Here is a 20804-nt window from a genome sequence, read left to right on the forward strand (position 1 = left end):
AACATTCAGCGCTTAGTCAGCCGCATAGGTAGGTGCCGGTACCGACGGCGATCAGTGTGCCGTCGTTGGCATGCAGCTCGGAGCGCACCACGCCCACCTTGTTGCCCGAGCGCAGCAGTGCCGAGGTGCAAATAAAGTGTTCCCCGCGACCGGGGCGCAGGTAATCGACCCGCAGATCGATGGTGCCCAGCTTGGCCAGACGAATCATGCGCTCCTGCACGCTCAGGTGCGCGTGCCGCTCGAAGGCGCCGATCAATGCCATGGCACCGCCACACACATCAATCAGCGAGGAAATCGCGCCGCCGTGCAAGATACCCTGGGTGAAATTACCGATCAGGTCGGGGCGCATGGGCAGGCTCATGGCCACGCAGTCACTGCGCAGCGTATCGATTTCGATGCCCAGCAGGCGATTGAAGGGAATACGGTTGAAGAAGCCCTGTACCGCCTCCGTCAGCTCGCTCGGTAATTCGTTGCCTGCCATCTGGGGCGCATGTGAAGCCATTGTTGTTATATCTCGTCAGCTGGACCTGAAGCCAAACCGTGCCCTATTTATCCCGGCAGTGCCAGCCTGAGGCGCTTCAGGTACGGTTTTTGGCCGTATAGTCCTATCGCTGAGTCAAAGTACACCCTGCGAGACTACATCCGTAGAGGGCGAAAACCATTTGAGCTTGTCGTGTAGGCTGACCACCTCTCCGACTATCACCAGCGTCGGCGGTGTCACCTCGGTTTCCGCTACTAACGCGGGCATACTTTCCAGAGTGCCTATCAGTACTTTCTGATTGCTGGTTGTGCCCTGCTGCACCAGCGCCACCGGTGTGCTGGCCGCGCGACCATGCTGAACCAGCTTGCTGCAGATTTCCGGCAGCCCCACCAGGCCCATGTAGAACACCAGGGTCTGCCCCGGCGCCACCAGGTCTGCCCAGGCCAGATTGGTCGAACCATCCTTCAGGTGGCCGGTCACAAAGCGCACCGATTGCGCATGATCCCGGTGCGTCAGCGGAATACCGGCATAGGCAGAGCAGCCATTGGCCGCCGTGATGCCGGGCACCACCTGAAAGGGTATGCCGTTGGCCGCCAGCTCTTCGATTTCCTCGCCGCCACGACCAAAAATGAAGGGGTCGCCGCCCTTCAATCGCAACACGCGCTTACCTTCCCTGGCCAGGCGCACCAGCAACTGATTGATCTCTTCCTGCGGCACGGCATGATTGGCGCGCGCCTTGCCCACATAGATACGGTCGGCATCACGGCGGCACAGATCAATGATGGCCGGTGCGACCAGACGGTCGTGCAAGACCACATCGGCCTGCTGCATCAACCGCAGTGCGCGGAAAGTCAGCAGATCCGGATCGCCCGGTCCAGCGCCGACCAGATACACCTCGCCCTGGTAGCGCTCTCCCGCTTGCCGGCTGAGGTGTTCTTGCAACAGCGCGGCAGCTTCTTCGTCGCGACCGGAAAACACTCGCTCGGCCACATCGCCCTGGAAGATGTTTTCCCAGAATACCCGGCGTTGATTGATCGACGGAAAGGTGTCCTTAACCTGTTGGCGAAAGCGCTTGGCCAGCTGCGCCAGGCGGCCGTATGCGGCAGGGAACAGCGTTTCAATGCGCGCCCGCGTGAGCCGCGCCAGCACCGGCGCATGGCTGCCACTGGAGACCGCGATCACCAGAGGTGAACGGTCAACGATGGCCGGAAAGATCACGGTGCACAGGTGCGGCGCATCCACGGCGTTGACCGGAATATTACGTGCCTGAGCATCGGCCGAAACCTGCGCGTTCAGCGCTTCATCATCCGTGGCGGCAATCACCAGAACCGCGCCATCCAGATCACTCGCCTGATAACCGCGCAATTGGCAAGTGCCCTTGCCCTGCTCCACCAGCTGCACCAGCTGCGTTTCAATTTCCGGTGCCACGACGCGCAGTGCTGCGCCCGCTTCACTCAGCAGGCGCGCCTTGCGCAAGGCAATCTCGCCGCCGCCGACCAGCAGTACGCAGCGCGCTTGCAGATTATGAAAAAGGGGCAGGTATTCCATGCAGCAACCTCGTAGGCAGACCGCCTACGGCGTCCTGCTGGCGTTCAAAAGGGGCGCCCGTCGCAGGCGCCCCGCTGGTAACCGGCCTTAAGCGATGCGCTCAATACCACCCATATAGCCGCGCAGCACAGCGGGAATCTCGATGCTGCCATCAGCCTGCTGGTAGTTTTCCAGAATCGCCACCAGTGTGCGACCTACCGCCAGGCCAGAGCCGTTGAGGGTATGCACCAGCTCCGGCTTGCCGCTTTCCGGATTGCGCCAGCGTGCCTGCATGCGACGCGCCTGAAAATCGCCACAGTTGGAGCAGGAAGAGATTTCGCGGTACTTGCCCTGGCTGGGCACCCAGACTTCAAGATCGTAGGTCTTGACCGCGCTGAAGCCCATGTCGCCAGTGCACAGCGCCAGGGTGCGGTACGGCAGCTCCAAGCGTTGCAGCACATCTTCGGCGTGACCGGTCAGGGCTTCCAGGGCGGCGGGCGATTCTTCCGGGCGCACCACTTGTACCATTTCGACCTTGTCGAACTGATGCTGGCGGATCATGCCGCGGGTATCGCGGCCCGCCGAGCCGGCTTCGCTGCGGAAACAGGGCGTGTGCGCGGTAAATTTGATTGGCAGCTGTTCTGCGGCAAGGATGCTCTGGCTGACGATGTTGGTCAGTGAGACCTCTGCGGTGGGAATCAGGTACAGATCGCGCTGGCCTTCGCCGCGCACGATCTTGAACAGGTCTTCCTCGAACTTGGGCAACTGTCCGGTACCCTGCAATGCATCGGCCTGCACCAGATAGGGTGTATACACCTCTTCATAGCCGTGCTCGTTGACATGCAGATCCAGCATGAACTGCGCCAGCGCCCGGTGCAGCCGGGCAATGGGCCCGCGCATCAGCGCAAAGCGCGCACCGGACAGTTTGGCCGCGGTTTCAAAATCGAGATAACCATGCTGCTCGCCCAGCGCGACATGATCCTTGACCTCAAAATCAAACTGGCGGGGCGTACCCCAGCGGCGCACTTCAAGGTTGTCGTCCTCATCCTTGCCCACCGGCACGTCGGCATCCGGAAGGTTGGGCATGCCGGCCATCAGCGCATCCAGCTCGATCTGGATGCTGTCCAGCTCTTGCTTGGCCTCGCTCAACTCGTTGCCCATGCGATCCACATCCGCCAGCAACGGCTGAATGTCTTCACCACGCGCCTTGGCCTGGCCAATGGACTTGGAGCGACTGTTGCGCTCAGCCTGCAGGGTCTCGGTGCGCGTCTGCACTTCCTTGCGACGCGACTCCAGCGATTCCAGCTGTGCTACATCGAGAGTGTAGCCACGGGTCGCCAGACGTTCGGCAATCATTTGCGTTTGGGTACGAACCAGTTTCGGATCAAGCATGAATAATCATCTTCAACAGTAGTCAGGTGGCAGTCTGCGTTGAGCGCTCAGCGCGTCAGCGACAGACCGGCCCAGGTGGCAAGCAGACCAATGCACACGCTGAGCAGAATATAGGTTATGGCCAACAGGCCTTCGCCGTTTTCCAGCAACCGCAAGGAGTCGAGCGAAAACGTCGAGAAGGTCGTAAAAGCGCCCAGAAAACCAACCATAAGGGTTTGTCGCAGCAGTGGCGACAACTCAGGGCGCTGCAGCCAGATGCCGTAGAGTATACCGATCAACAGACAGCCCAGCAGATTAACAATCAGCGTCGGCAGCGGAAATGCCTTTGGCCAGTATTGCATCGACCATTGCGCCACGCCATGGCGTGCCAGCGCACCCAGAGCGCCACCAATGGCGACAGCGACTACCGTATTAATCATCTGCTGGCTTCCTTCGTTTCTTCACGCTGGCGCTGTCCAGCTGCCGCAAGTGCTGCATCTTCTGGCCGATCTTCAGCTCCAGGCCGCGCGGCACCGGCTGATAATACGCGCGTGGCTCCAGCGCCTCGGGGAAGTAGTCTTCACCGGCGGCGTAAGCATCGGGTTCGGTATGCGCGTAGCGATAGCCTTCGCTGTAGCCGAGCTCCTTCATCAGCTTGGTCGGCGCGTTGCGCAAGTGCAGCGGCACATCAAACGACGGCTGGCTGGCCACATCGCGCATGGCCGCGTTGAAGGCATTGTACACAGCGTTGCTTTTTGGCGCACAGGCCAGATAGCTGATGGCCTGCGCCACTGCCAGCTCGCCTTCGGGGCTGCCCAGACGCTCCTGCACATCCCAGGCATTGAGCGCCAGTGTCAGCGCACGCGGATCCGCGTTGCCAATATCTTCGCTGGCCATGCGCACCACGCGGCGAGCGATGTACAGCGGGTCGCAGCCGCCATCGATCATGCGCGCGAACCAGTACAGTGAAGCGTCCGGATTGGAGCCGCGAACCGATTTGTGCAGCGCCGAAATCTGGTCGTAGAAGGCTTCGCCGCCCTTGTCGAAGCGCCGCCGACTGTCGTTCAGCAGATCGCTGACCTGTTCGGCCTCGATGGTACCGCCCTGCTCGGCCAGATCGGCGGCAATCTCCAGCAGGTTGAGCAGGCGTCTGGCGTCGCCGTCCGCGGCGTCCAGCAGAATGCGCCGTGCCTGCGGCTCCAGGCTGAGCTGGAGCTGGCCAAGGCCGCGCTCGCTGTCGCCCAGCGCGCGGTCCAGCAAACCGTCCAGCGCTTCGTCATCCAGCGACTTGAGCACGTAGACACGGGCGCGCGACAGCAAGGCGTTGTTGAGTTCAAACGAGGGGTTTTCGGTGGTCGCACCGATGAACAGCAGGGTGCCGTCTTCTACATAGGGCAGAAAAGCATCCTGCTGCGCCTTGTTGAAGCGATGCACCTCATCGACAAAGAGAATGGTCTGACGGCCATTGAGGCTGAACTGCTGACGCGCCAGGTCAACCGCGTTGCGGATATCCTTCACCCCGGCCAGAACCGCCGAGATGGTTTCAAAATGCGCATCGGCCAGCGTGGCGATCAACCGAGCCAGGGTGGTTTTGCCTACCCCAGGCGGCCCCCAGAAGATCATCGAATGCAGCGCGCCCTGCTCCAGCGCGACCCGCAGCGGACGGCCAGCGCCCAAAATGTGGGCCTGCCCGGCGTACTCATCCAGATTCTTCGGCCGCATGCGCGCCGCCAGCGGCTGCTGCGGCGCGGGCGCTGCGAACAGGCCGCCGTTACTCACTGATAACGTCGACCCCGTCAGGCACCTGGAAATTGAACTGGCTGGCGTCCACCGGCTGGTTCAATTTCACCCCTTGAAACAGGATGTTGGTGCGCTGACCTATGGGGTCGTTGAGCTGCATGTCGTTGATCACGCCATCGCGAAATGACAGTCTCAGGGTCTCGAACATGCTGTCGCTGGCTTTCGGTGACAGCACAAAGTCGTCTACCGAGCTGCCTTCTTTCCAACTGATGGTGAAGTTTTCCGCCAGTGTGCTGACGTCGCCAGAGAGCAGCAGCGCGGGCGTGTGGGTCAGGCGCTGGTCCAGTTTCTGAATGGTTACCTGTTCCAGGTCCGGATCATACAGCCAGATTTTCTCGCCATTGGAAACCAGTACTTGCTCCAGCGGCGCGTCGGTGTGCCAGCGAAACATGCCCGGGCGCTGCAAGGTAACCTGCCCGGTGGTTTCCTGCAGGCTGGAGCCGTTGGAGCTGAGCGTCATCTGCGAAAAAGTGGCCGACATGGTGTTGGCGGCAGACAGCAGCTCGTTGAGGCGATTGGCTGCATTTTTCTGTCCAGCATCCTCAGCCTGGGCGGGCAAGGCCAGCAACCAGGCACACAGCAGCAGTACAGGGCCACGCAGCAGGGATTTCAGCATAATGGATCTTGTCTCCAGTTAGTCGCGAACCGGCGGAGGTGCAATGACCTCACGCGAGCCGTTGGTATTCATTGATGTGACCACGCCTGCCATTTCCATGGCTTCGATCATGCGGGCAGCGCGGTTATAGCCGATCTTGAGCTTGCGTTGTACCGAGGAGATGGACGCGCGGCGACTCTCGGTAACAAAGCGTACGGCTTCGTCATAGAGGGCATCTTCTTCACTGTCATCGCCACCCATGCCGCCACCTTCAAAGCTGCCACCGCCAGCGCCATCATCGGCGCCGTCGAGAATCTCCTGAATGTAATCAGGCGCACCGCGCTTTTTCCATTCCTCGACCAGACGATGCACCTCGTCATCCGACACGAAAGCACCATGCACCCGCACCGGCAAACTGGTGCCCGGCGGCATATAGAGCATGTCGCCATGGCCCAGCAACTGTTCGGCGCCACCCTGATCGAGAATGGTGCGCGAATCGATCTTGCTGGATACCTGGAATGCCATGCGGGTAGGGATGTTGGCCTTGATCAGACCGGTAATCACATCTACCGAAGGGCGTTGGGTCGCCAGTATCAGATGAATCCCGGCGGCACGCGCCTTCTGTGCGATACGTGCAATCAGTTCCTCAACCTTTTTACCGACAATCATCATCATGTCGGCAAACTCGTCGATCACCACTACGATCACCGGCAAGGCTTCAAGTTCCGGCGCCTCATCCTCCATGCTCTCACGGCGATACAGCGGGTCGCGCAGCGGCGCGCCGGCCTTCTCGGCATCCTTGACCTTGCGGTTGTATCCCGCTAGGTTGCGCACCCCCAGCGCGGCCATCATCTTGTAGCGTCGTTCCATTTCGGCGACACACCAGCGCAGCGCATTCGCCGCCTCCTTCATGTCGGTCACCACTGGCGCCAACAGGTGGGGAATGCCCTCGTAGATCGACAGTTCCAGCATCTTGGGGTCGACCATGATCAGGCGCACTTCCTGCGGCGTCGACTTGAACAGGATGCTGAGCAGCATGGCGTTGACGCCTACCGACTTACCCGAACCAGTGGTGCCTGCTACCAGCAAGTGCGGCATCTTGGCCAGATCGGCCATGACCGGATGCCCGCCAATATCGTGTCCCAGCGCCAGGGTCACCGGCGACTGGGCATCGTCGAACTCGCGGGTTTCCAGCACCTCTGACAGCCGCACTATCTCGCGGTCTTCATTGGGTATCTCAATGCCCACGGTGGTCTTGCCGGGAATCACCTCAACTACTCGCACACTGATCACCGCCAGCGAGCGCGCCAGATCCTTCGCCAGATTGGAAATCTTGCTGACTTTTACTCCGGGCGCCGGTTGAATCTCGAAACGCGTGATAACCGGACCGGGCTGAACCTTCTCGACCTCGGCATCCACACCGAAGTCCTTGAGCTTGATCTCCAGCAGGCGCGACATGCCCTCGAGCGACTCAGCCGAAAACCCCTTGGTTTTCTTGCTGGCCGGATCAAGCAGCGAGATGGGCGGCAGCGAGCCAGGCTCGTAGTTGTCAATAAACAGCTTGGACTGCTTTTCTTTCTGCAATCGCACGCTGGCTTCCGGTGGTTTGGTGTCGGGTGGCACAATCTCCGGCGGCACTCGGCTTTCCCGCGCGGCCGTATACTTGGCTTGCGCCTCCTGGCGCTGGGCGCGCGAGGCATCGCCCCGACGCTGCTCTTCGGCACTGAAAGCCGGTTCCTGCCGCGCCGTCTGAGGCTTGGCAGCGCGCGAGGGCGGCGCATCATCACCACGCAAGCGCTCATCGGCCCGACGCGAACGCCAGCCGCCCCAGGCTCGCTTGAGCAGATCAAGCAAGTCCAGGGTGAGGCGCCCGGTCAGGTCCATCACCTTGAACCAGGACAGGTTGGTGAACACGGTGATACCGAACAGAAACAGAGTGAGAAACAGCAGTGTGCTGCCCTGCATGTTGAGCACAGGCTTGGCCAGATCACTCAGCAACTGACCGAGCACGCCCCCTGCCCCCGCGCCTTCCGGGAAGCTTTCGGGCGCAGTGCCGTGCAGCGCAGCCAACGCAGTGCCGGCCAGCAAGGTGAGTACAAAACCAATCAGGCGCCAGGAAAACAGCCAGCCATTCCAGACGAACGGCAAGTGCCGGCACTGAAACATCTGCCACACCTTGACGCCGACGATCAGCGGAAACAGGAACGCCAGATAACCCAGCGTCAGCAGCAGCACATCGGCAATCCAGGCGCCCATGCGGCCACCGGCATTCTGCACCGTCACCGGACCGGCACTGCGTGTCCACCCGGGATCTGCCGCGTGATAGGTAAACAGCGCCATGCACAGATACAGGCACAACGCGATCATCGCCAAGAGGGCGCCTTCACGCAGTCGCAGCGAGAGCTGTTCTCGCCAGGCAATGGGGTTCTTCTGGGCTGCAGTATCCTTCAAAACGGAAGCTTCCATCGTAATTAAGGCGGTTATTGTACGGTCTCTATCAATGCTTTTCACAACCGCAGTGCTCAGTAGCGTTAACCATGACCACTTGTGAACGCACTTGTTCCCCTCTGCGGGTTGTCTTTCCTTATGAAGGACAATAACTTATAAGGCAATATTGATAAACCATTTGAACGATGCAACCGACATGAGGCGCCAATGGGCACCCTGACCTGGCTGGACGCACAGACTACCGACTTTCCGCCCGCGAGCAGAGCAATGACCTCCCCCAACGGTTTGCTGGCGGCCGGCGGCGACCTGTCGCCGGAGCGTCTGTTACGCGCTTATCGCAACGGCATCTTCCCCTGGTATGGCGAGGGTCAGCCGATTCTGTGGTGGTGTCCGGATCCACGTACCGTTCTGGCTCCCTCTGAACTGCATATTGCGCGCAGCATGCGCAAATTCATCCGCCAGAACGAATTCACCATCAGCCTGGACAGGGCGTTTCCCGCTGTCATGGCCGCCTGCGCCGGTCCGCGGCGCGATACCGATGCCACCTGGATCACGCCAGCAATGCAGGCTGCCTATACCCAGCTGCATCGCCTGGGACACGCTCACTCGGTCGAGGTCTGGCAAGGCGATGAACTGGTGGGCGGGCTTTACGGCATTGCGCTGGGCAAGGTGTTCTTTGGCGAATCCATGTTCAGCACCCGCAGCAACGCATCCAAATTGGCCTTCGTCACCCTGGCACAGCACCTGAACGACTGCGGCTTCGCCCTGATCGACTGCCAGATGCCGACCGACCATTTATTCAGCCTGGGCGCCAGGAGCATGCCACGCGCGGAGTTTCTACGGCAATTGGCACACCTGTGCCCCGCAACCGGCAAGTCGAACTGGCGGCTTCCACGCTGAGGGTCTGCGCGGCCAAATCAGCCTTTGAAGCCCCTGCGTGACCGCTCTATACTGAGGGCGCACGCCGCCGGGAGCCAGACCATGACCGACCTGTCGCAACTGAAGTTCTACGCTACACACCCGCACCCCTGCAGCTATCTGCCGCGCGAACAGGCCACCACCCTGTTTCTGGACCCGCAACAACCGCTGGACATAGAAACTTACAGCCAGCTCTCTGAAATGGGGTTTCGGCGTAGCGGCGACCATCTCTACCGCCCGCACTGCCGCGCCTGCAACGCCTGCATTCCTGCACGCATTCCGGTTGAAGCCTTTGTGCCCAGCTCGCAGCAGAAACGTATTCTGAAGAGGAATCGTGATCTGGCGGTGGAAGAAGTCAGTCCTCACCCGAGCGATGAAATCTACGATTTGTATCAGCGTTACATCTGCGCCCGTCATGCCGACGGCGACATGTACCCGCCGAGTCGTGAACAGTTCGCATCCTTTCTGGTCAAGGATTGGCACTTTTGCCGGTTCTTCACCTTTCGCGATCCGGCCGACAGACTGCTGGCGGTGGCCGTCACCGACAGAATGGTGAATGGCATTTCGGCGGTCTATACCTTTTTCGATCCCGCTGAACACAGGCGCAGCCTGGGGCGCTTTGCCATTCTATGGCAAATAGAACACACCCAGCGCCTGGAGATGGACGCAGTGTATCTGGGCTACTGGATCAAGGACTGTCGCAAGATGAATTACAAGACCGAGTACCGTCCTATCGAAATGCTGGTGAACCAGCGCTGGGTCCGTCTTACCTGAACCTATTGGCCTTCCGCCCTGTCTATCGCACCGCAATTATTAAAAAAAGTCCGGCAAACTTGGCGCTTGCGCAGTTTTTCAGGCACAATTGCTCACCTTTTTTGCGGGTATTACCCTCAAAACGCCCGCCTGTGAACAAACCCAAGAGGTCATTGCTTAATGGCAAAAGAAGACAGTATTGAAATGGAAGGCACCATCATCGACACCCTGCCGAACACCATGTTCCGCGTTGAACTGGAAAACGGCCATGTCGTGACTGCCCACATTTCAGGCAAGATGCGTAAAAATTACATCCGCATCCTTACCGGTGACAAGGTTCGCGTTGAGCTGACACCTTACGACCTGACCAAAGGTCGCATCACCTACCGCGCCCGCTAGCCGGAGCGCTGCCGGGCTCCCTCCTCCGCTCGGCTACAGCAACGTCAATCCCGTCGCTTCATCCGAAATACCTTTCGGGTGAGCGTTGCTGCGTCTGCGGTTTGAACTCCAGCCTGACACCAGACACAAAAAACCCGCTCACCAGGAGCGGGCTTTTTATCCGGGCTACCGGGCTCAGCGAGCCATGTACTTGCCCAGCTCGTGCTTGCCAATAGCGGCACGGTGCACTTCATCCGGACCATCGGCCAGACGCAGGGTACGCTGCATGGCATACATGTGCGCCAGCGGAGTATCTTCCGACACGCCGGCACCGCCGTGCATCTGAATTGCGCGGTCGATCACGCGCAGCGCCACGTTGGGAGCTACGACCTTGATCTGGGCGATTTCGCTCTTGGCGACCTTGTTGCCCACGGTATCCATCATGTAAGCCGCGTTCAGGGTCAACAGGCGAGCCTGGTTGATCTCGATACGGGACTCAGCGATCAGGTCGATATTGCCACCCAGCTGCGCCAGGCGCTTGCCGAAGGCCTCACGCTCGACCGAGCGGCGGCACATCAGCTCCAGTGCACGTTCGGCGGCACCGATGGAACGCATGCAGTGGTGAATACGGCCTGGCCCAAGGCGACCCTGAGCAATTTCAAAACCACGACCTTCACCCAGCAGCACGTTTTCGTACGGAACGCGCACGTTTTCCAATACCACTTCGGCGTGGCCGTGCGGCGCGTCGTCGTAGCCAAACACTGGCAGCGGACGAATAACCTTCAAGCCGGGCGCATCCATCGGCACCAGGATCATCGAGTGCTGCTGGTGACGCGGGGCATCCGGGTTGGTCAGACCCATGAAGATCATCACCTTGCAGCGAGGATCGCAGGCACCGGATGTCCACCATTTGCGACCATTGATAACCCACTCGTCGCCTTCACGGCGAGCATTGGCCTGCATGTTGGTAGCGTCAGAAGAAGCGACACCCGGTTCGGTCATACCGAAGCAGGAGCGAATCTCGCCAGCCAGCAGCGGCTTGACCCAACGTTCTTTCTGCTCTTCGTTACCGTAGCGAACGATGGTTTCCATGTTGCCGGTATCCGGCGCGCTGCAGTTGAAGGCTTCCGAGGCCAGACCGGAACGGCCCATCAGTTCCGCCAGCGGCGCGTATTCGAGGTTGGTCAGACCAGCACCCAGCTCGGACTCCGGCAGGAACAGGTTCCAAAGACCAGCGGCACGCGCCTTGACTTTGAGTTCTTCGACGATAGCCGTAGGCTGCCAGCGATCTCCTTCATTCACCTGCTGGTGAAAAACGTGCTCGGCTGGAAAAACATGCTCCTGCATGAAAGCGTCAACACGCTCTCGCAGATCTTTAACCTTGGGGGAATATCCGAAATCCATAGTGGTTGCCTTTGGTTGTTGGGTATCGACGAGGAAAATGCTAGATGACCTCGCCCGATTTATCTAACCTATTTTTGTCGTGTATTAACATTCATAAGCAATATATACTTGGCCGATCCGCAGACCTGTTTGTCTCGTCATGAGCCATTTAAGTAAGGAAGTTGCGATGAACCTCAGTAAGGTCGATCTGAATCTGTTCATTGTGTTTGACGCAATCTATACAGAAGCCAATCTTACCCGCGCCGGGCAAATCGTCGGCATCACTCAGCCAGCGGTCAGTAACGCCCTTGCCCGCCTGCGTGAAACCTTCAATGACCCGCTGTTTGTGCGCACCGCCCAAGGCATGGTGCCCACGCCCATGGCGCAGAACATCATCACGCCGGTGCGCAACGCCCTGCAGCTGCTGCGCGTTTCGGTGCAGGAAAGCCGTAGCTTTGTGCCCGAGCAGGCCACCAAGACCTACCGCATCAGCATGACCGACCTGACCGAGGCGGTGATCCTGCCACACCTGGCGGGCCGCATCCGCCGCATGGCTCCGAACATCAATATAGACAGCTTCCTGGTCAAGCGCCGGGAAACTACCAAGGAACTGGCCGCCGGCCGCCTGGATTTTGCCATTGATGCTCCGCTCAACACCGACACTCAGGTACGTCACGTCAAATTGTTCGAGGACCGCCACGTCTGTGTAATGCGCAAGGGGCACCCGCTGGCAAAGAAGGACAAGATCACCCTTGATGACTATCTGGCGCAGTCACACATTCACATTTCCAGCCGCCGTAACGGCCTGGGTCACGTGGATTTGGCGCTCGGCAAGATGGGCATCCAGCGACGCGTGGTCATGCGCTCACAGCATTACCAGATGGCGCCACTGGTGCTGGAGTCTACCGACATGGTCATGACCGTACACGAGCGCTTTGCCGAACGTCACGACCTGCACTGGACAGTGTTACCAATCGAAGACGTACCAGCGATTGAAACCCACCTGTTCTGGCACGAAAGCACCGACCAGGATCCAGCCAACCGCTGGATGCGCGAGCAGATCATCGAGCTGTCACAGCAGCTAAAGCGTCAGCACCTCAAGGCGCGAGAAGCAGCCGCTGCAGCCGCCGCCCAGCACTGAGTATCGCGCTCGAAAGTCCAAAAAAAGGCAGCTCCTGGAGCTGCCTTTTTCTATATACAACATTCAATAAAAATTATAAATATCTGATTTTTATCAGGATGCCTTTCTTACTTGCGCCGCATCCAGTAGTAGATCGGTCTGCTCTTTTTCCTGCAACAGTTGCTTGGCCAGCACCCCTAGCGTCATCACCGCCTGCTCGGCCGCGCGATTCCAAGGGATGCCGCAGTTCAGTCGCAGGCAGTGGTTGAACTGATCCGAATTGCTGAACACCACACCAGGGCAAATGCTGATGTTGTGCGTCAGGGCGCGATTGAACAGTGTCAGCGTGTCCACTCCTCCCGGCAGGCTGATCCAGAGTATGAAGCCGCCCTTGGGCCGGGTAATCTGCGTGCCCTCCGGGAAAAACTGCTGCACCGCCAGCTGGAACAGACTCAGATTCTTGCAGTACTCCTGACGGATGTGCCGCAGGTGGCGGTCGTAACCGCCATTTTCCAGATAGGCAGTCACTGCCATCTGACTGACGCTGCAGGCCGAAAGCGTGGTGAACGTCTGCAGTTTCTCGATCTGCTCCTGATAGCGCTTGGTAATCAGCCAGCCTGCGCGCAGGCCCGGCGAGATGGTTTTCGAGAAGCTTGAGCAATAAATGACCGTGTCAGAGCAATCAAAGGCCTTGAGCGCCTTCGACTGACCATGATCGAACATCAGCTCGCCGTAGATATCATCCTCGATGATCGGCAGATTGCGCTGCGCCATCATCGAAACCAGCTTGCGTTGACGATGCTCCGGCATGGTAGCGCCCATGGGGTTGCCGGCCCGTGCGGTAAGCACCAGCGCCTTGATCGGCCACTGCTCCAGCGCCGATTGCAGGGTTTCCAGGCTTAGCCCGGTATCCGGATCGGAGGGGATCTCCACCACCTTGAGCTCAAGCAGCTCGCACAGCTGCACCAGGCCGTAGTAGCTCGGTGACTCGGTCGCAATCAGGTCGCCCGGCTTGGTGACCGCACGCAAGGACAGCTGCAACGCCTCTACGCAACCATTGGTAATCACCACGTTGCCCGGATCGACCACCGCGCCGGCGTCGCGCATGCGAATGGCGACCTGCCGTCGCAGAGGCTCGTAGCCAGGACTGAAGGTATAGCTGAAAGCCTTCTGCCCATGAAAGCGCGTGACCTTGCTCATCTGTTGATGCAGCGCCCGCAGCGGCAGAAACTCGCTGGAAGGCACTGCAGCGCCCAGGGGAATGATCCCCTCGCGACGCGCCTGGCGCAGAATCTGCGTGATGATGCTGCTGCGGGTCACCGCATAGGGCGCTTCCACCCGGGCAATGGCCGGCGTGGGTGCAGTAAGCGCAGGTGTTTGATGAACGTAATAGCCCGACTGTGGGCGCGCGTGGATCAGCCCCTGATCCTCCAGGGTCGCATACGCCTGCAACACCGTGGCGTGACTGACGCCCTTCTGTGTACTCAGTTTTCGCACCGAAGGCACCCGCTCACCCGGCTGATATACGCCGCTCTGGATATCCTCGGCCAGTTGACTGGCGATTTTCTGGTACAGCAGACTGCTCATTGCGCTTGCCCTCCCGGCAGGTAAGCCCACCACCACAGGTGGACGCCGTTACAGGCTAACCGAGACGATCAGCACCGCAACAGTGACAGATGCAATACAGTTGACCGGTACAGATTAGCGTAAAACAGAGTGTTCGCGTTTTTGCCCTATTCTTCCAGGGGTATTTCCGCCGATTCGACTGCTGGCATGAAAGGCGCGGCCCAAAGGTTACGGTACTTGTCCAGCAGGCGGCGGCTTTCCCCACGCTGCGCCATCTCCTGCATGCCAAGCGCCAGCGCCGCGCGCAGCTCTGGCGAGTTGCATACCGAATTGTGTGATATGGCCACGTACAGCGGAGCATTGATGAACGAGCCTTCCAGCGTATCCAGTTGCTCATCGACGCGCATCTGCTGCGCCAGGGCCAGGCCCTGGTAGCGCTCAAGCACGACATAGTCGAGCTTGCCGGCAAGCAGCTTGCGCAATGCCTCTTCGCCTGTTGCCACGCGCTGCAGCTCAAGATTGTCCTGTGCGTAGGTATCAAACGACAAACCGAAACGACTACCCTCCTGCGCCGCACCGCGCTTTCCGCGCAGATCCTGCCACCCGGTGTAGGGGAAAGCTGCGCCACGGCGCACAAAGAATACGCTAGGTACTTCCATGATCGGTGGATACACGTAGTCCACGCTGGATAGACGCTCACGGGCCATGAACAAACCGGCCATGATGTCGACCTGACCGCGCTCCACCGCCTCCAACGCCTTGGCACGGGTGCCAAGATTCAAAACCTCTACCCCGATATTGCTTTCGGCCAGGGCGGACTGCAGCATTTCCACCGCAACGCCAGTCAGCGCCTGATCGCCCTGCTCCGGCGCCCAGATAATCGGCGGATAGTCCGGATTGCCGGTAATCACCACCCGCTCACAGACATTGTCTGCAGCCATAACCCCGGCAGCGCCAAGCAGCAGCGATACCGCGCCGAGGCGCCGCAGCAAGCGCGGGAGCACCGCGTGGGCGCGTAATGAAAGGCAAGGTCGAGCGGACGGCTGAGGCATCAAATCACTCCCTGGAAACAAAAGCGGTTATGCCACAGACAGCATCACCGCACTGAGGTTGCAGCCTATCAGGCGGCAACCCCACTGTGAAAACGAAAGTCCGCGTCATCAGCCACTACCGCCTGGCCTTCGGCCTCGGCAAAGAGCGCGATGCGATCGTCGATGGGTCCGTCGGCATAGCTGCGCGCCAGCTTCAGGTAATCCTGATAATGCCGAGCCTCCGATTTGAGCAATGAGCGGTAGAAATCGCCCAGTTCCTCATCCAGGTGCGGTGCCAGCTTGGCAAAACGCTCGCAGGAGCGCGCCTCGATAAAGGCACCCACGATCAAAGTATCAACCAGTCGGCCCGGCTCCACTGTGCGCACATGCTGGCGCAGCCGCTGGGCGTATTGGCTAGCCGACAGGCCGCGGTAGGTCACGCCACGCTTGTGCATGAGGGCGGTGACTTGCTCGAAATGGCGCAGCTCCTCGCGCGCCAGACGCGACATCTTCTGCAACAGGTCGGGCTTGTCGATGTAGCGAAACATCAGATTCAACGCGGTCGACGCAGCTTTCTTTTCGCAGTTGGCGTGATCAATCAGCAATTCATGCGGATGGGCAAGGGCCTGCTTCACCCAGGCGTCGGGGGTGGCACAAGGTAAAAAGGCAATGAGTTCATCTGGCAGCATGGCAATGGGTCAGGGCAGCGGTAAAGCGCCACAGTATACCTGTTTGTGCTCTGTTATCAGCCGCCTGTATAGACCTGAATCAATGCCAGCGCGGGAAAAAAGGACTACATTGAAAACAGATCAACAGTATCGCCGCAGGCTATATAAGGAGAACGCCATGCAAGCAGTCAAACGCATTCTAGTGGTAATCGAACCGGCCCAGAACGAGCAGGTAGCGCTAAAACGCGCCTCACTGATTGCCGGTTTCATTGAATCGGAGCTGCATCTGCTGGTATGCGAGAATCGCGAGGACTACACGCCCTTGTTGCAGGACCTGGCCGAGCAATTGAGCGCGAGCGGCATCCGTTGCGACTTCAGTCAAAGCTGGCACAGCGGCCTGACCGAGACCATCAACCGCGCGGTAGTGCGTGAAGGCTGCGGTCTGGTGATCAAGCAGCACCGCCCCGATAGCGCCCTGCGCAAGGCACTGTTGACCCCGGAGGACTGGAAACTGCTGCGCTACTGTCCAGCTCCGGTACTGATGGTGAAAAACAGCGAAAGCTGGATCAAGGGCAGCGTGCTGGCAGCGATAGACCTGGGTAGCCACGACGACCAGCACCATATCCTGCACGACACCATTGTCAGCCATGCCGCCGATATCACCGAGATGGTCGGCGGCCAATTGCACCTGATCAGCGCCCATCCGGCGCCCATGCTGTCGTCGGCAGACCCCACATTCCAGCTGCGTGAAAGCATCGCCGCCAGCTACGAAGAGGCAGCCGGCGAATATACCGGCAAATACGGCATCAACGCTGACCGCGTGCACATCGACGAGGGCCCGGCGGATACGCTTATCCCCCATGTCGCCAGGAAGATCGGCGCCAGTGTGACGGTTATCGGCACTGTGGGCCGCAAGGGCATTGCCGGAGCCCTGATCGGTAACACCGCAGAGGTGGTGCTGGATCAGCTCGATACCGATGTCCTGGTACTCAAGCCCGACGACACCCTGGCGCACCTGGAATCCTTGCTGGAAAAGTAAGTACCGGCCTGTGCCTAGCGCGCTGCGCCAATGCGGCGCTCGTGGTAGGCACGGGACAAATCGAAGTAGGCGCTGTCCAGTTCATCGCGCAATTGTTTGAGGCTGTACGAAGCGCAATGCGGGCGCAGCCGCAAACCGCAGGCCATCAACGCGTCTTCATCAAGCCGTGGAATCAATCGCAGCACCTGCAACGCAGTCGACGCATCGACGGGCACCTTCACCTGCAGCCGCACTAGCGCTGCGCGCAGGGCCACCACCGAGACCACCTCGACCCGCGCCATCACTACCTGCTCCAGCAATTGCTCCAGCCGTTGCCATACCGCCGCTTTCTGCTCATCAGCGTAGCGATTCCAGTCGATAATTTCGTGGCTGAAGCGCTTGCAGCCGCGGCAGACAAGATCTCCGTAAACGGTGGAGCACAAGCCAATGCAGGGCGTGGTGCGCATGTAGTCAGGCAAATCGGACATGGCTCTCTCTGATGCGGGAAGGTGCAGCAACAAGGCGCCCATGTTAAACCAGCCGGGCCGCAATCCCAATGCGCCTCGCGCCGCCCTGGCTCATTGCATAGACAATGCATACGCGCCTTAACTTTGCGCCGCTGTTACTGTAGAATCGGCCCGCCGTTAGGGCTGTGTCTCAGGCGCAAGCCCGCAACCCGTTTCGTATCTGCCAACCCAGTTACCCAGGTTGCCCCCCACCTTACGGGCCTGCGTCTGAACCTGTCTTTATTGTCGGCACACAGGGAAGCACTGAATAGCCCCCTTTACCCAAGATGTTTATTCAGTGCTTCCCGGGGTCCGAGAGGATGACCGTTCCGTTACGAGCGGAACAGACTGATGAGGGTAATAACTGTGCTTGAAGCCTATCGCAAACACGTTGAAGAGCGCGCAGCCCAGGGCATCGTGCCTCAGCCGCTGAACGCCGAACAAACTGCCGGTCTGGTAGATCTGCTGAAGAACCCGCCAGCCGGCGAAGAAGAGTTCCTGCTTGATCTGCTCACCAACCGCGTCCCGCCGGGTGTTGATGAAGCTGCCTACGTCAAGGCCGGCTTTCTGTCTGCCATCGCCAAGGGTGAAGCGACCTCCCCACTGCTGACCAAACTGCGCGCTGTTGAACTGCTCGGCACCATGCAGGGCGGCTACAACATCGCCACCCTGGTTGAACTGCTGGACGATGCTGAACTGTCTGCCGCTGCTGCCAAGGAACTCAAGCACACGCTGCTGATGTTTGATGCCTTCCATGACGTTGCCGACCGTGCCAAGAAAGGCAATGCCAACGCTGAAGCCGTGATGCAATCCTGGGCTGCCGGCGAATGGTTCACCAACCGCCCCCAGCTGGCCGACAAGATCAGCCTGAGCGTGTTCAAGGTAACCGGCGAAACCAACACCGATGACCTGTCCCCGGCACCTGATGCCTGGTCACGTCCCGACATCCCGCTGCACGCGCTGGCCATGCTGAAAATGGCCCGTGAAGGCATCGAGCCCATGGAGCAAGGTGTTACCGGCCCGCTAAAGCAGATTGAAGAGCTCAAGGCCAATGGCTTCCCGGTTGCTTATGTTGGCGACGTTGTGGGCACCGGTTCTTCGCGCAAGTCCGCTACCAACTCCGTGCTCTGGTTCTTCGGTGACGACATTCCGTACGTACCCAACAAGCGCGCTGGCGGCTTCTGCTTCGGCAACAAGATCGCTCCCATCTTCTACAACACCATGGAAGATGCCGGCGCCCTGCCGATCGAGTTTGACGTCTCCGAAATGAACACCGGCGATGTGATCGACGTTTATCCGTACGAAGGCAAGGTCTGCAAGCACGGCACCGATGAAGTCATCACCACCTTCGAACTCAAGACCCAGGTCCTGTTGGACGAAGTACGTGCTGGCGGCCGTATCCCGCTGATCATCGGTCGCGGTCTGACCGACAAGGCCCGCGCTGAAATGGGCATGGCCCCTACTGATCTGTTCCGCAAGCCAGTCGCACCGGCTGAGAGCAACAAGGGCTACACCCTGGCGCAGAAGATGGTCGGCAAGGCCTGTGGCGTTGAGGGCATCCGCCCCGGCACCTATTGCGAACCGAAAATGACCACCGTCGGCTCCCAGGACACTACTGGCCCGATGACCCGCGACGAGCTGAAAGACCTGGCTTGCCTGGGCTTCTCCGCTGATCTGGTGATGCAGTCGTTCTGTCACACTGCGGCTTATCCCAAGCCAATCGACGTGACCACCCACCACACCCTGCCCGACTTCATCCACAACCGTGGTGGTGTTGCGCTGCGTCCGGGTGACGGCATCATCCACAGCTGGTTGAACCGCATGCTGTTGCCCGACACCGTCGGCACCGGTGGCGACTCGCACACCCGCTTCCCGATGGGTATTTCCTTCCCGGCCGGTTCCGGTCTGGTTGCCTTCGCTGCGGCTACCGGCGTAATGCCGCTGGACATGCCCGAATCCGTTCTGGTTCGCTTCAAAGGCAAGATGCAGCCCGGTATCACCCTGCGTGATCTGGTGCATGCGATCCCCTACTTCGCTATCCAGGAAGGCCACCTGACTGTCGAGAAGAAAGGCAAGAAGAACATCTTCTCCGGCCGTATTCTCGAGATCGAAGGTCTGGATCACCTGACTGCCGAGCAAGCGTTCGAGCTGTCCGATGCCTCCGCCGAGCGCTCCGCTGCCGGCTGTACCATCAAGCTGAGCGAAGAGTCGGTTGCCGAGTACCTGAAGTCCAACATCGTCCTCCTGCGCTGGATGATTGCCAACGGTTATCAGGATCCGCGCACCCTTGAGCGTCGCGCTCAAGCCATGGAAGCCTGGCTGGCCGATCCCAAGCTGATGCAGGCAGATGCCGACGCCGAGTATGCCACCGTGATCGAAATCGATTTGGCGGACATCAAGGAGCCGGTTCTGTGTGCACCCAACGATCCGGACGACGCTCGCCTGCTGTCTCAGGTGGCTGGTCAGAAGATCGATGAAGTCTTCATCGGTTCCTGCATGACCAACATCGGTCACTTCCGCGCTGCCGGCAAGCTGCTCGAGAAGAACAAGGGCGCCCTGCCGACCCGTCTGTGGCTGGCTCCGCCAACCAAGATGGATCAGTACCAACTGACCGAAGAAGGCTACTACGGCATCTACGGCAAAGCCGGTGCACGCATGGAAATGCCGGGCTGTTCGTTGTGCATGGGTAACCAGGCACGTGTGGCAGCCAAGTCGACTGTGGTCTCCACCTCCACGCGGAACTTCCCGAACCGCCTGGGCGATGGCGCAGACGTCTTCCTGGCCTCTGCCGAGCTGGCTTCGGTCGCATCCATTCTGGGCCGCCTGCCAACCGTTGAGGAATACATGGGCTACGCTGCGCAAATCGACAGCATGGCCAGCGATGTTTATCGCTACATGAACTTCAACGAAATCGAGTCCTACCAGAAAGCTGCAGCGTCCATCCCGGTCGCTCAGATCTGATAGCAGACACGAGGGAAAGCCCGGTTTGACGCTTCATTTGAACGTTGAGCCGGGTTTCCAAAAAAAATCCGATACCAGATCCCTGGTATCGGATTTTTTATGCCTGCTGCAGAGTTCGCGATGACCCGATTCCCAGACATCCCGTGTTGGCTGCTCCCGGGACGGTCGTATATGGTCTCCTCCCTCATTGCAAGGCCTCCAGTTTTTGATAACAAGAGCAGGTTGTCTGTCGTATATCCGGCCTCAATCTGCAGCACAGTGCTGCGGGCCTTGATGAGCA

19 protein-coding genes are annotated in these 20804 nt (G+C 59.6%); 6 read left to right on the forward strand and 13 right to left on the reverse strand.

Features of this window, described 5'->3' with window-relative positions:
- Positions 1-16: 16 nt before the first annotated feature.
- The 7 genes from V7756_RS13285 to V7756_RS13315 form a co-directional block, all read right to left on the reverse strand.
- Positions 17-481, reverse strand: a complete 465-nt coding sequence (locus V7756_RS13285; protein WP_335610668.1) for a thioesterase family protein — start codon at positions 479-481, stop codon at positions 17-19.
- Between the two features lie 135 nt (positions 482-616).
- Complete coding sequence (gene cysG / locus V7756_RS13290) at positions 617-2029, reverse strand: siroheme synthase CysG (RefSeq protein ID WP_335610669.1); 1413 nt, start codon at positions 2027-2029, stop codon at positions 617-619.
- Between the two features lie 87 nt (positions 2030-2116).
- The gene (serS, locus tag V7756_RS13295; protein WP_335610670.1) at positions 2117-3400 is read right to left on the reverse strand and encodes a serine--tRNA ligase; all 1284 of its coding nucleotides are present in this window, start codon (positions 3398-3400) and stop codon (positions 2117-2119) included.
- Between the two features lie 47 nt (positions 3401-3447).
- Positions 3448-3819 carry a fluoride efflux transporter CrcB gene (gene crcB / locus V7756_RS13300; RefSeq protein ID WP_335610671.1) on the reverse strand — a complete coding sequence of 124 codons (372 nt, stop codon included), beginning with the start codon at positions 3817-3819 and terminating at the stop codon, positions 3448-3450.
- A complete protein-coding gene (locus V7756_RS13305) occupies positions 3812-5101 on the reverse strand; it encodes a replication-associated recombination protein A (protein ID WP_335610687.1) in 1290 nt (429 codons plus the stop codon). Before V7756_RS13305 ends, crcB begins: the two co-directional genes overlap by 8 nt.
- A 49-nt stretch (positions 5102-5150) precedes the next feature.
- A complete protein-coding gene (gene lolA, locus V7756_RS13310; RefSeq protein WP_335610672.1) occupies positions 5151-5795 on the reverse strand; it encodes an outer membrane lipoprotein chaperone LolA in 645 nt (214 codons plus the stop codon).
- A gap of 18 nt (positions 5796-5813) precedes the next feature.
- Positions 5814-8240: a DNA translocase FtsK gene (locus V7756_RS13315; protein ID WP_442908999.1), complete on the reverse strand. Its 2427-nt coding sequence runs from the start codon at positions 8238-8240 to the stop codon at positions 5814-5816.
- A 189-nt stretch (positions 8241-8429) separates the two neighbouring features.
- On the opposite strand from V7756_RS13315, the gene aat reads away from it, so the two are divergent.
- The 3 genes from aat to infA all read left to right on the forward strand — a co-directional run bounded on the left by aat (position 8430) and on the right by infA (position 10292).
- Complete coding sequence (gene aat, locus V7756_RS13320) at positions 8430-9122, forward strand: leucyl/phenylalanyl-tRNA--protein transferase (protein WP_335610674.1); 693 nt, start codon at positions 8430-8432, stop codon at positions 9120-9122.
- A gap of 81 nt (positions 9123-9203) precedes the next feature.
- Positions 9204-9914, forward strand: a complete 711-nt coding sequence (locus V7756_RS13325; RefSeq protein ID WP_335610675.1) for an arginyltransferase — start codon at positions 9204-9206, stop codon at positions 9912-9914.
- Positions 9915-10073: 159 nt separating this feature from the next.
- Entirely contained in the window at positions 10074-10292 is a 219-nt protein-coding gene (gene infA / locus V7756_RS13330) for a translation initiation factor IF-1 (RefSeq protein ID WP_080050557.1), read from the forward strand.
- 174 nt (positions 10293-10466) lie between these two features.
- Here infA and V7756_RS13335 read toward each other — a convergent pair whose 3' ends face one another.
- Positions 10467-11675, reverse strand: coding sequence for an acyl-CoA dehydrogenase (locus V7756_RS13335; RefSeq protein WP_335610676.1), 1209 nt, complete (start codon positions 11673-11675; stop codon positions 10467-10469).
- Between the two features lie 166 nt (positions 11676-11841).
- Between V7756_RS13335 and V7756_RS13340 the strand changes: the two genes are divergently transcribed.
- On the forward strand, positions 11842-12795 hold the full coding sequence (locus V7756_RS13340; RefSeq protein WP_335610677.1) for a LysR family transcriptional regulator: 954 nt from the start codon (positions 11842-11844) through the stop codon (positions 12793-12795).
- Positions 12796-12888: 93 nt separating this feature from the next.
- On the opposite strand, the gene V7756_RS13345 is transcribed toward V7756_RS13340, so the two are convergent.
- From V7756_RS13345 to V7756_RS13355, 3 genes are all read right to left on the reverse strand, one after another.
- Positions 12889-14361: an aminotransferase-like domain-containing protein gene (locus V7756_RS13345; RefSeq protein WP_335610678.1), complete on the reverse strand. Its 1473-nt coding sequence runs from the start codon at positions 14359-14361 to the stop codon at positions 12889-12891.
- Positions 14362-14507: 146 nt separating this feature from the next.
- Positions 14508-15392 (reverse strand): substrate-binding periplasmic protein, encoded by an 885-nt coding sequence (locus V7756_RS13350; protein WP_335610679.1) that lies wholly within the window; start codon positions 15390-15392, stop codon positions 14508-14510.
- Between the two features lie 68 nt (positions 15393-15460).
- Positions 15461-16060 carry a tRNA-(ms[2]io[6]A)-hydroxylase gene (locus tag V7756_RS13355; protein WP_335610680.1) on the reverse strand — a complete coding sequence of 200 codons (600 nt, stop codon included), beginning with the start codon at positions 16058-16060 and terminating at the stop codon, positions 15461-15463.
- Between the two features lie 157 nt (positions 16061-16217).
- On the opposite strand from V7756_RS13355, the gene V7756_RS13360 reads away from it, so the two are divergent.
- Positions 16218-17078 carry a universal stress protein gene (locus V7756_RS13360; protein ID WP_335610681.1) on the forward strand — a complete coding sequence of 287 codons (861 nt, stop codon included), beginning with the start codon at positions 16218-16220 and terminating at the stop codon, positions 17076-17078.
- A 14-nt stretch (positions 17079-17092) separates the two neighbouring features.
- Here the strand turns inward: V7756_RS13360 and V7756_RS13365 are convergent, their stop codons facing one another.
- Entirely contained in the window at positions 17093-17545 is a 453-nt protein-coding gene (locus V7756_RS13365) for a DUF1289 domain-containing protein (RefSeq protein WP_335610682.1), read from the reverse strand.
- Between the two features lie 369 nt (positions 17546-17914).
- Between V7756_RS13365 and acnB the strand changes: the two genes are divergently transcribed.
- Positions 17915-20524 carry a bifunctional aconitate hydratase 2/2-methylisocitrate dehydratase gene (gene acnB, locus V7756_RS13370; RefSeq protein WP_335610683.1) on the forward strand — a complete coding sequence of 870 codons (2610 nt, stop codon included), beginning with the start codon at positions 17915-17917 and terminating at the stop codon, positions 20522-20524.
- On the opposite strand, the gene V7756_RS13375 is transcribed toward acnB, so the two are convergent.
- Positions 20515-20804, reverse strand: a 290-nt coding sequence (locus V7756_RS13375) for a hypothetical protein (RefSeq protein ID WP_335610684.1), incomplete at its 5' end; no start/stop codon positions are given. The genes acnB and V7756_RS13375 overlap by 10 nt on opposite strands.

Origin of the sequence: Halopseudomonas sp., assembly GCF_036961105.1 — a bacterium.
Lineage (GTDB): Bacteria > Pseudomonadota > Gammaproteobacteria > Pseudomonadales > Pseudomonadaceae > Halopseudomonas.

Coding starts and splice junctions, on each gene's coding strand:
- V7756_RS13355 (WP_335610680.1), bottom strand. CDS start 16,060: ATGCTGCCAGATGAACTCATTGCCTTTTTACCTTGTGCCACCCCCGAC.
- V7756_RS13340 (WP_335610677.1), top strand. CDS start 11,842: ATGAACCTCAGTAAGGTCGATCTGAATCTGTTCATTGTGTTTGACGCA.
- V7756_RS13345 (WP_335610678.1), bottom strand. CDS start 14,361: ATGAGCAGTCTGCTGTACCAGAAAATCGCCAGTCAACTGGCCGAGGAT.
- V7756_RS13315 (WP_442908999.1), bottom strand. CDS start 8,240: ATGGAAGCTTCCGTTTTGAAGGATACTGCAGCCCAGAAGAACCCCATT.
- aat (WP_335610674.1), top strand. CDS start 8,430: ATGGGCACCCTGACCTGGCTGGACGCACAGACTACCGACTTTCCGCCC.
- serS (WP_335610670.1), bottom strand. CDS start 3,400: ATGCTTGATCCGAAACTGGTTCGTACCCAAACGCAAATGATTGCCGAA.
- V7756_RS13350 (WP_335610679.1), bottom strand. CDS start 15,392: ATGCCTCAGCCGTCCGCTCGACCTTGCCTTTCATTACGCGCCCACGCG.
- acnB (WP_335610683.1), top strand. CDS start 17,915: ATGAGGGTAATAACTGTGCTTGAAGCCTATCGCAAACACGTTGAAGAG.
- crcB (WP_335610671.1), bottom strand. CDS start 3,819: ATGATTAATACGGTAGTCGCTGTCGCCATTGGTGGCGCTCTGGGTGCG.
- V7756_RS13365 (WP_335610682.1), bottom strand. CDS start 17,545: ATGTCCGATTTGCCTGACTACATGCGCACCACGCCCTGCATTGGCTTG.
- V7756_RS13335 (WP_335610676.1), bottom strand. CDS start 11,675: ATGGATTTCGGATATTCCCCCAAGGTTAAAGATCTGCGAGAGCGTGTT.
- V7756_RS13325 (WP_335610675.1), top strand. CDS start 9,204: ATGACCGACCTGTCGCAACTGAAGTTCTACGCTACACACCCGCACCCC.
- cysG (WP_335610669.1), bottom strand. CDS start 2,029: ATGGAATACCTGCCCCTTTTTCATAATCTGCAAGCGCGCTGCGTACTG.
- V7756_RS13305 (WP_335610687.1), bottom strand. CDS start 5,101: ATGCGGCCGAAGAATCTGGATGAGTACGCCGGGCAGGCCCACATTTTG.
- infA (WP_080050557.1), top strand. CDS start 10,074: ATGGCAAAAGAAGACAGTATTGAAATGGAAGGCACCATCATCGACACC.
- V7756_RS13360 (WP_335610681.1), top strand. CDS start 16,218: ATGCAAGCAGTCAAACGCATTCTAGTGGTAATCGAACCGGCCCAGAAC.
- lolA (WP_335610672.1), bottom strand. CDS start 5,795: ATGCTGAAATCCCTGCTGCGTGGCCCTGTACTGCTGCTGTGTGCCTGG.
- V7756_RS13285 (WP_335610668.1), bottom strand. CDS start 481: ATGGCAGGCAACGAATTACCGAGCGAGCTGACGGAGGCGGTACAGGGC.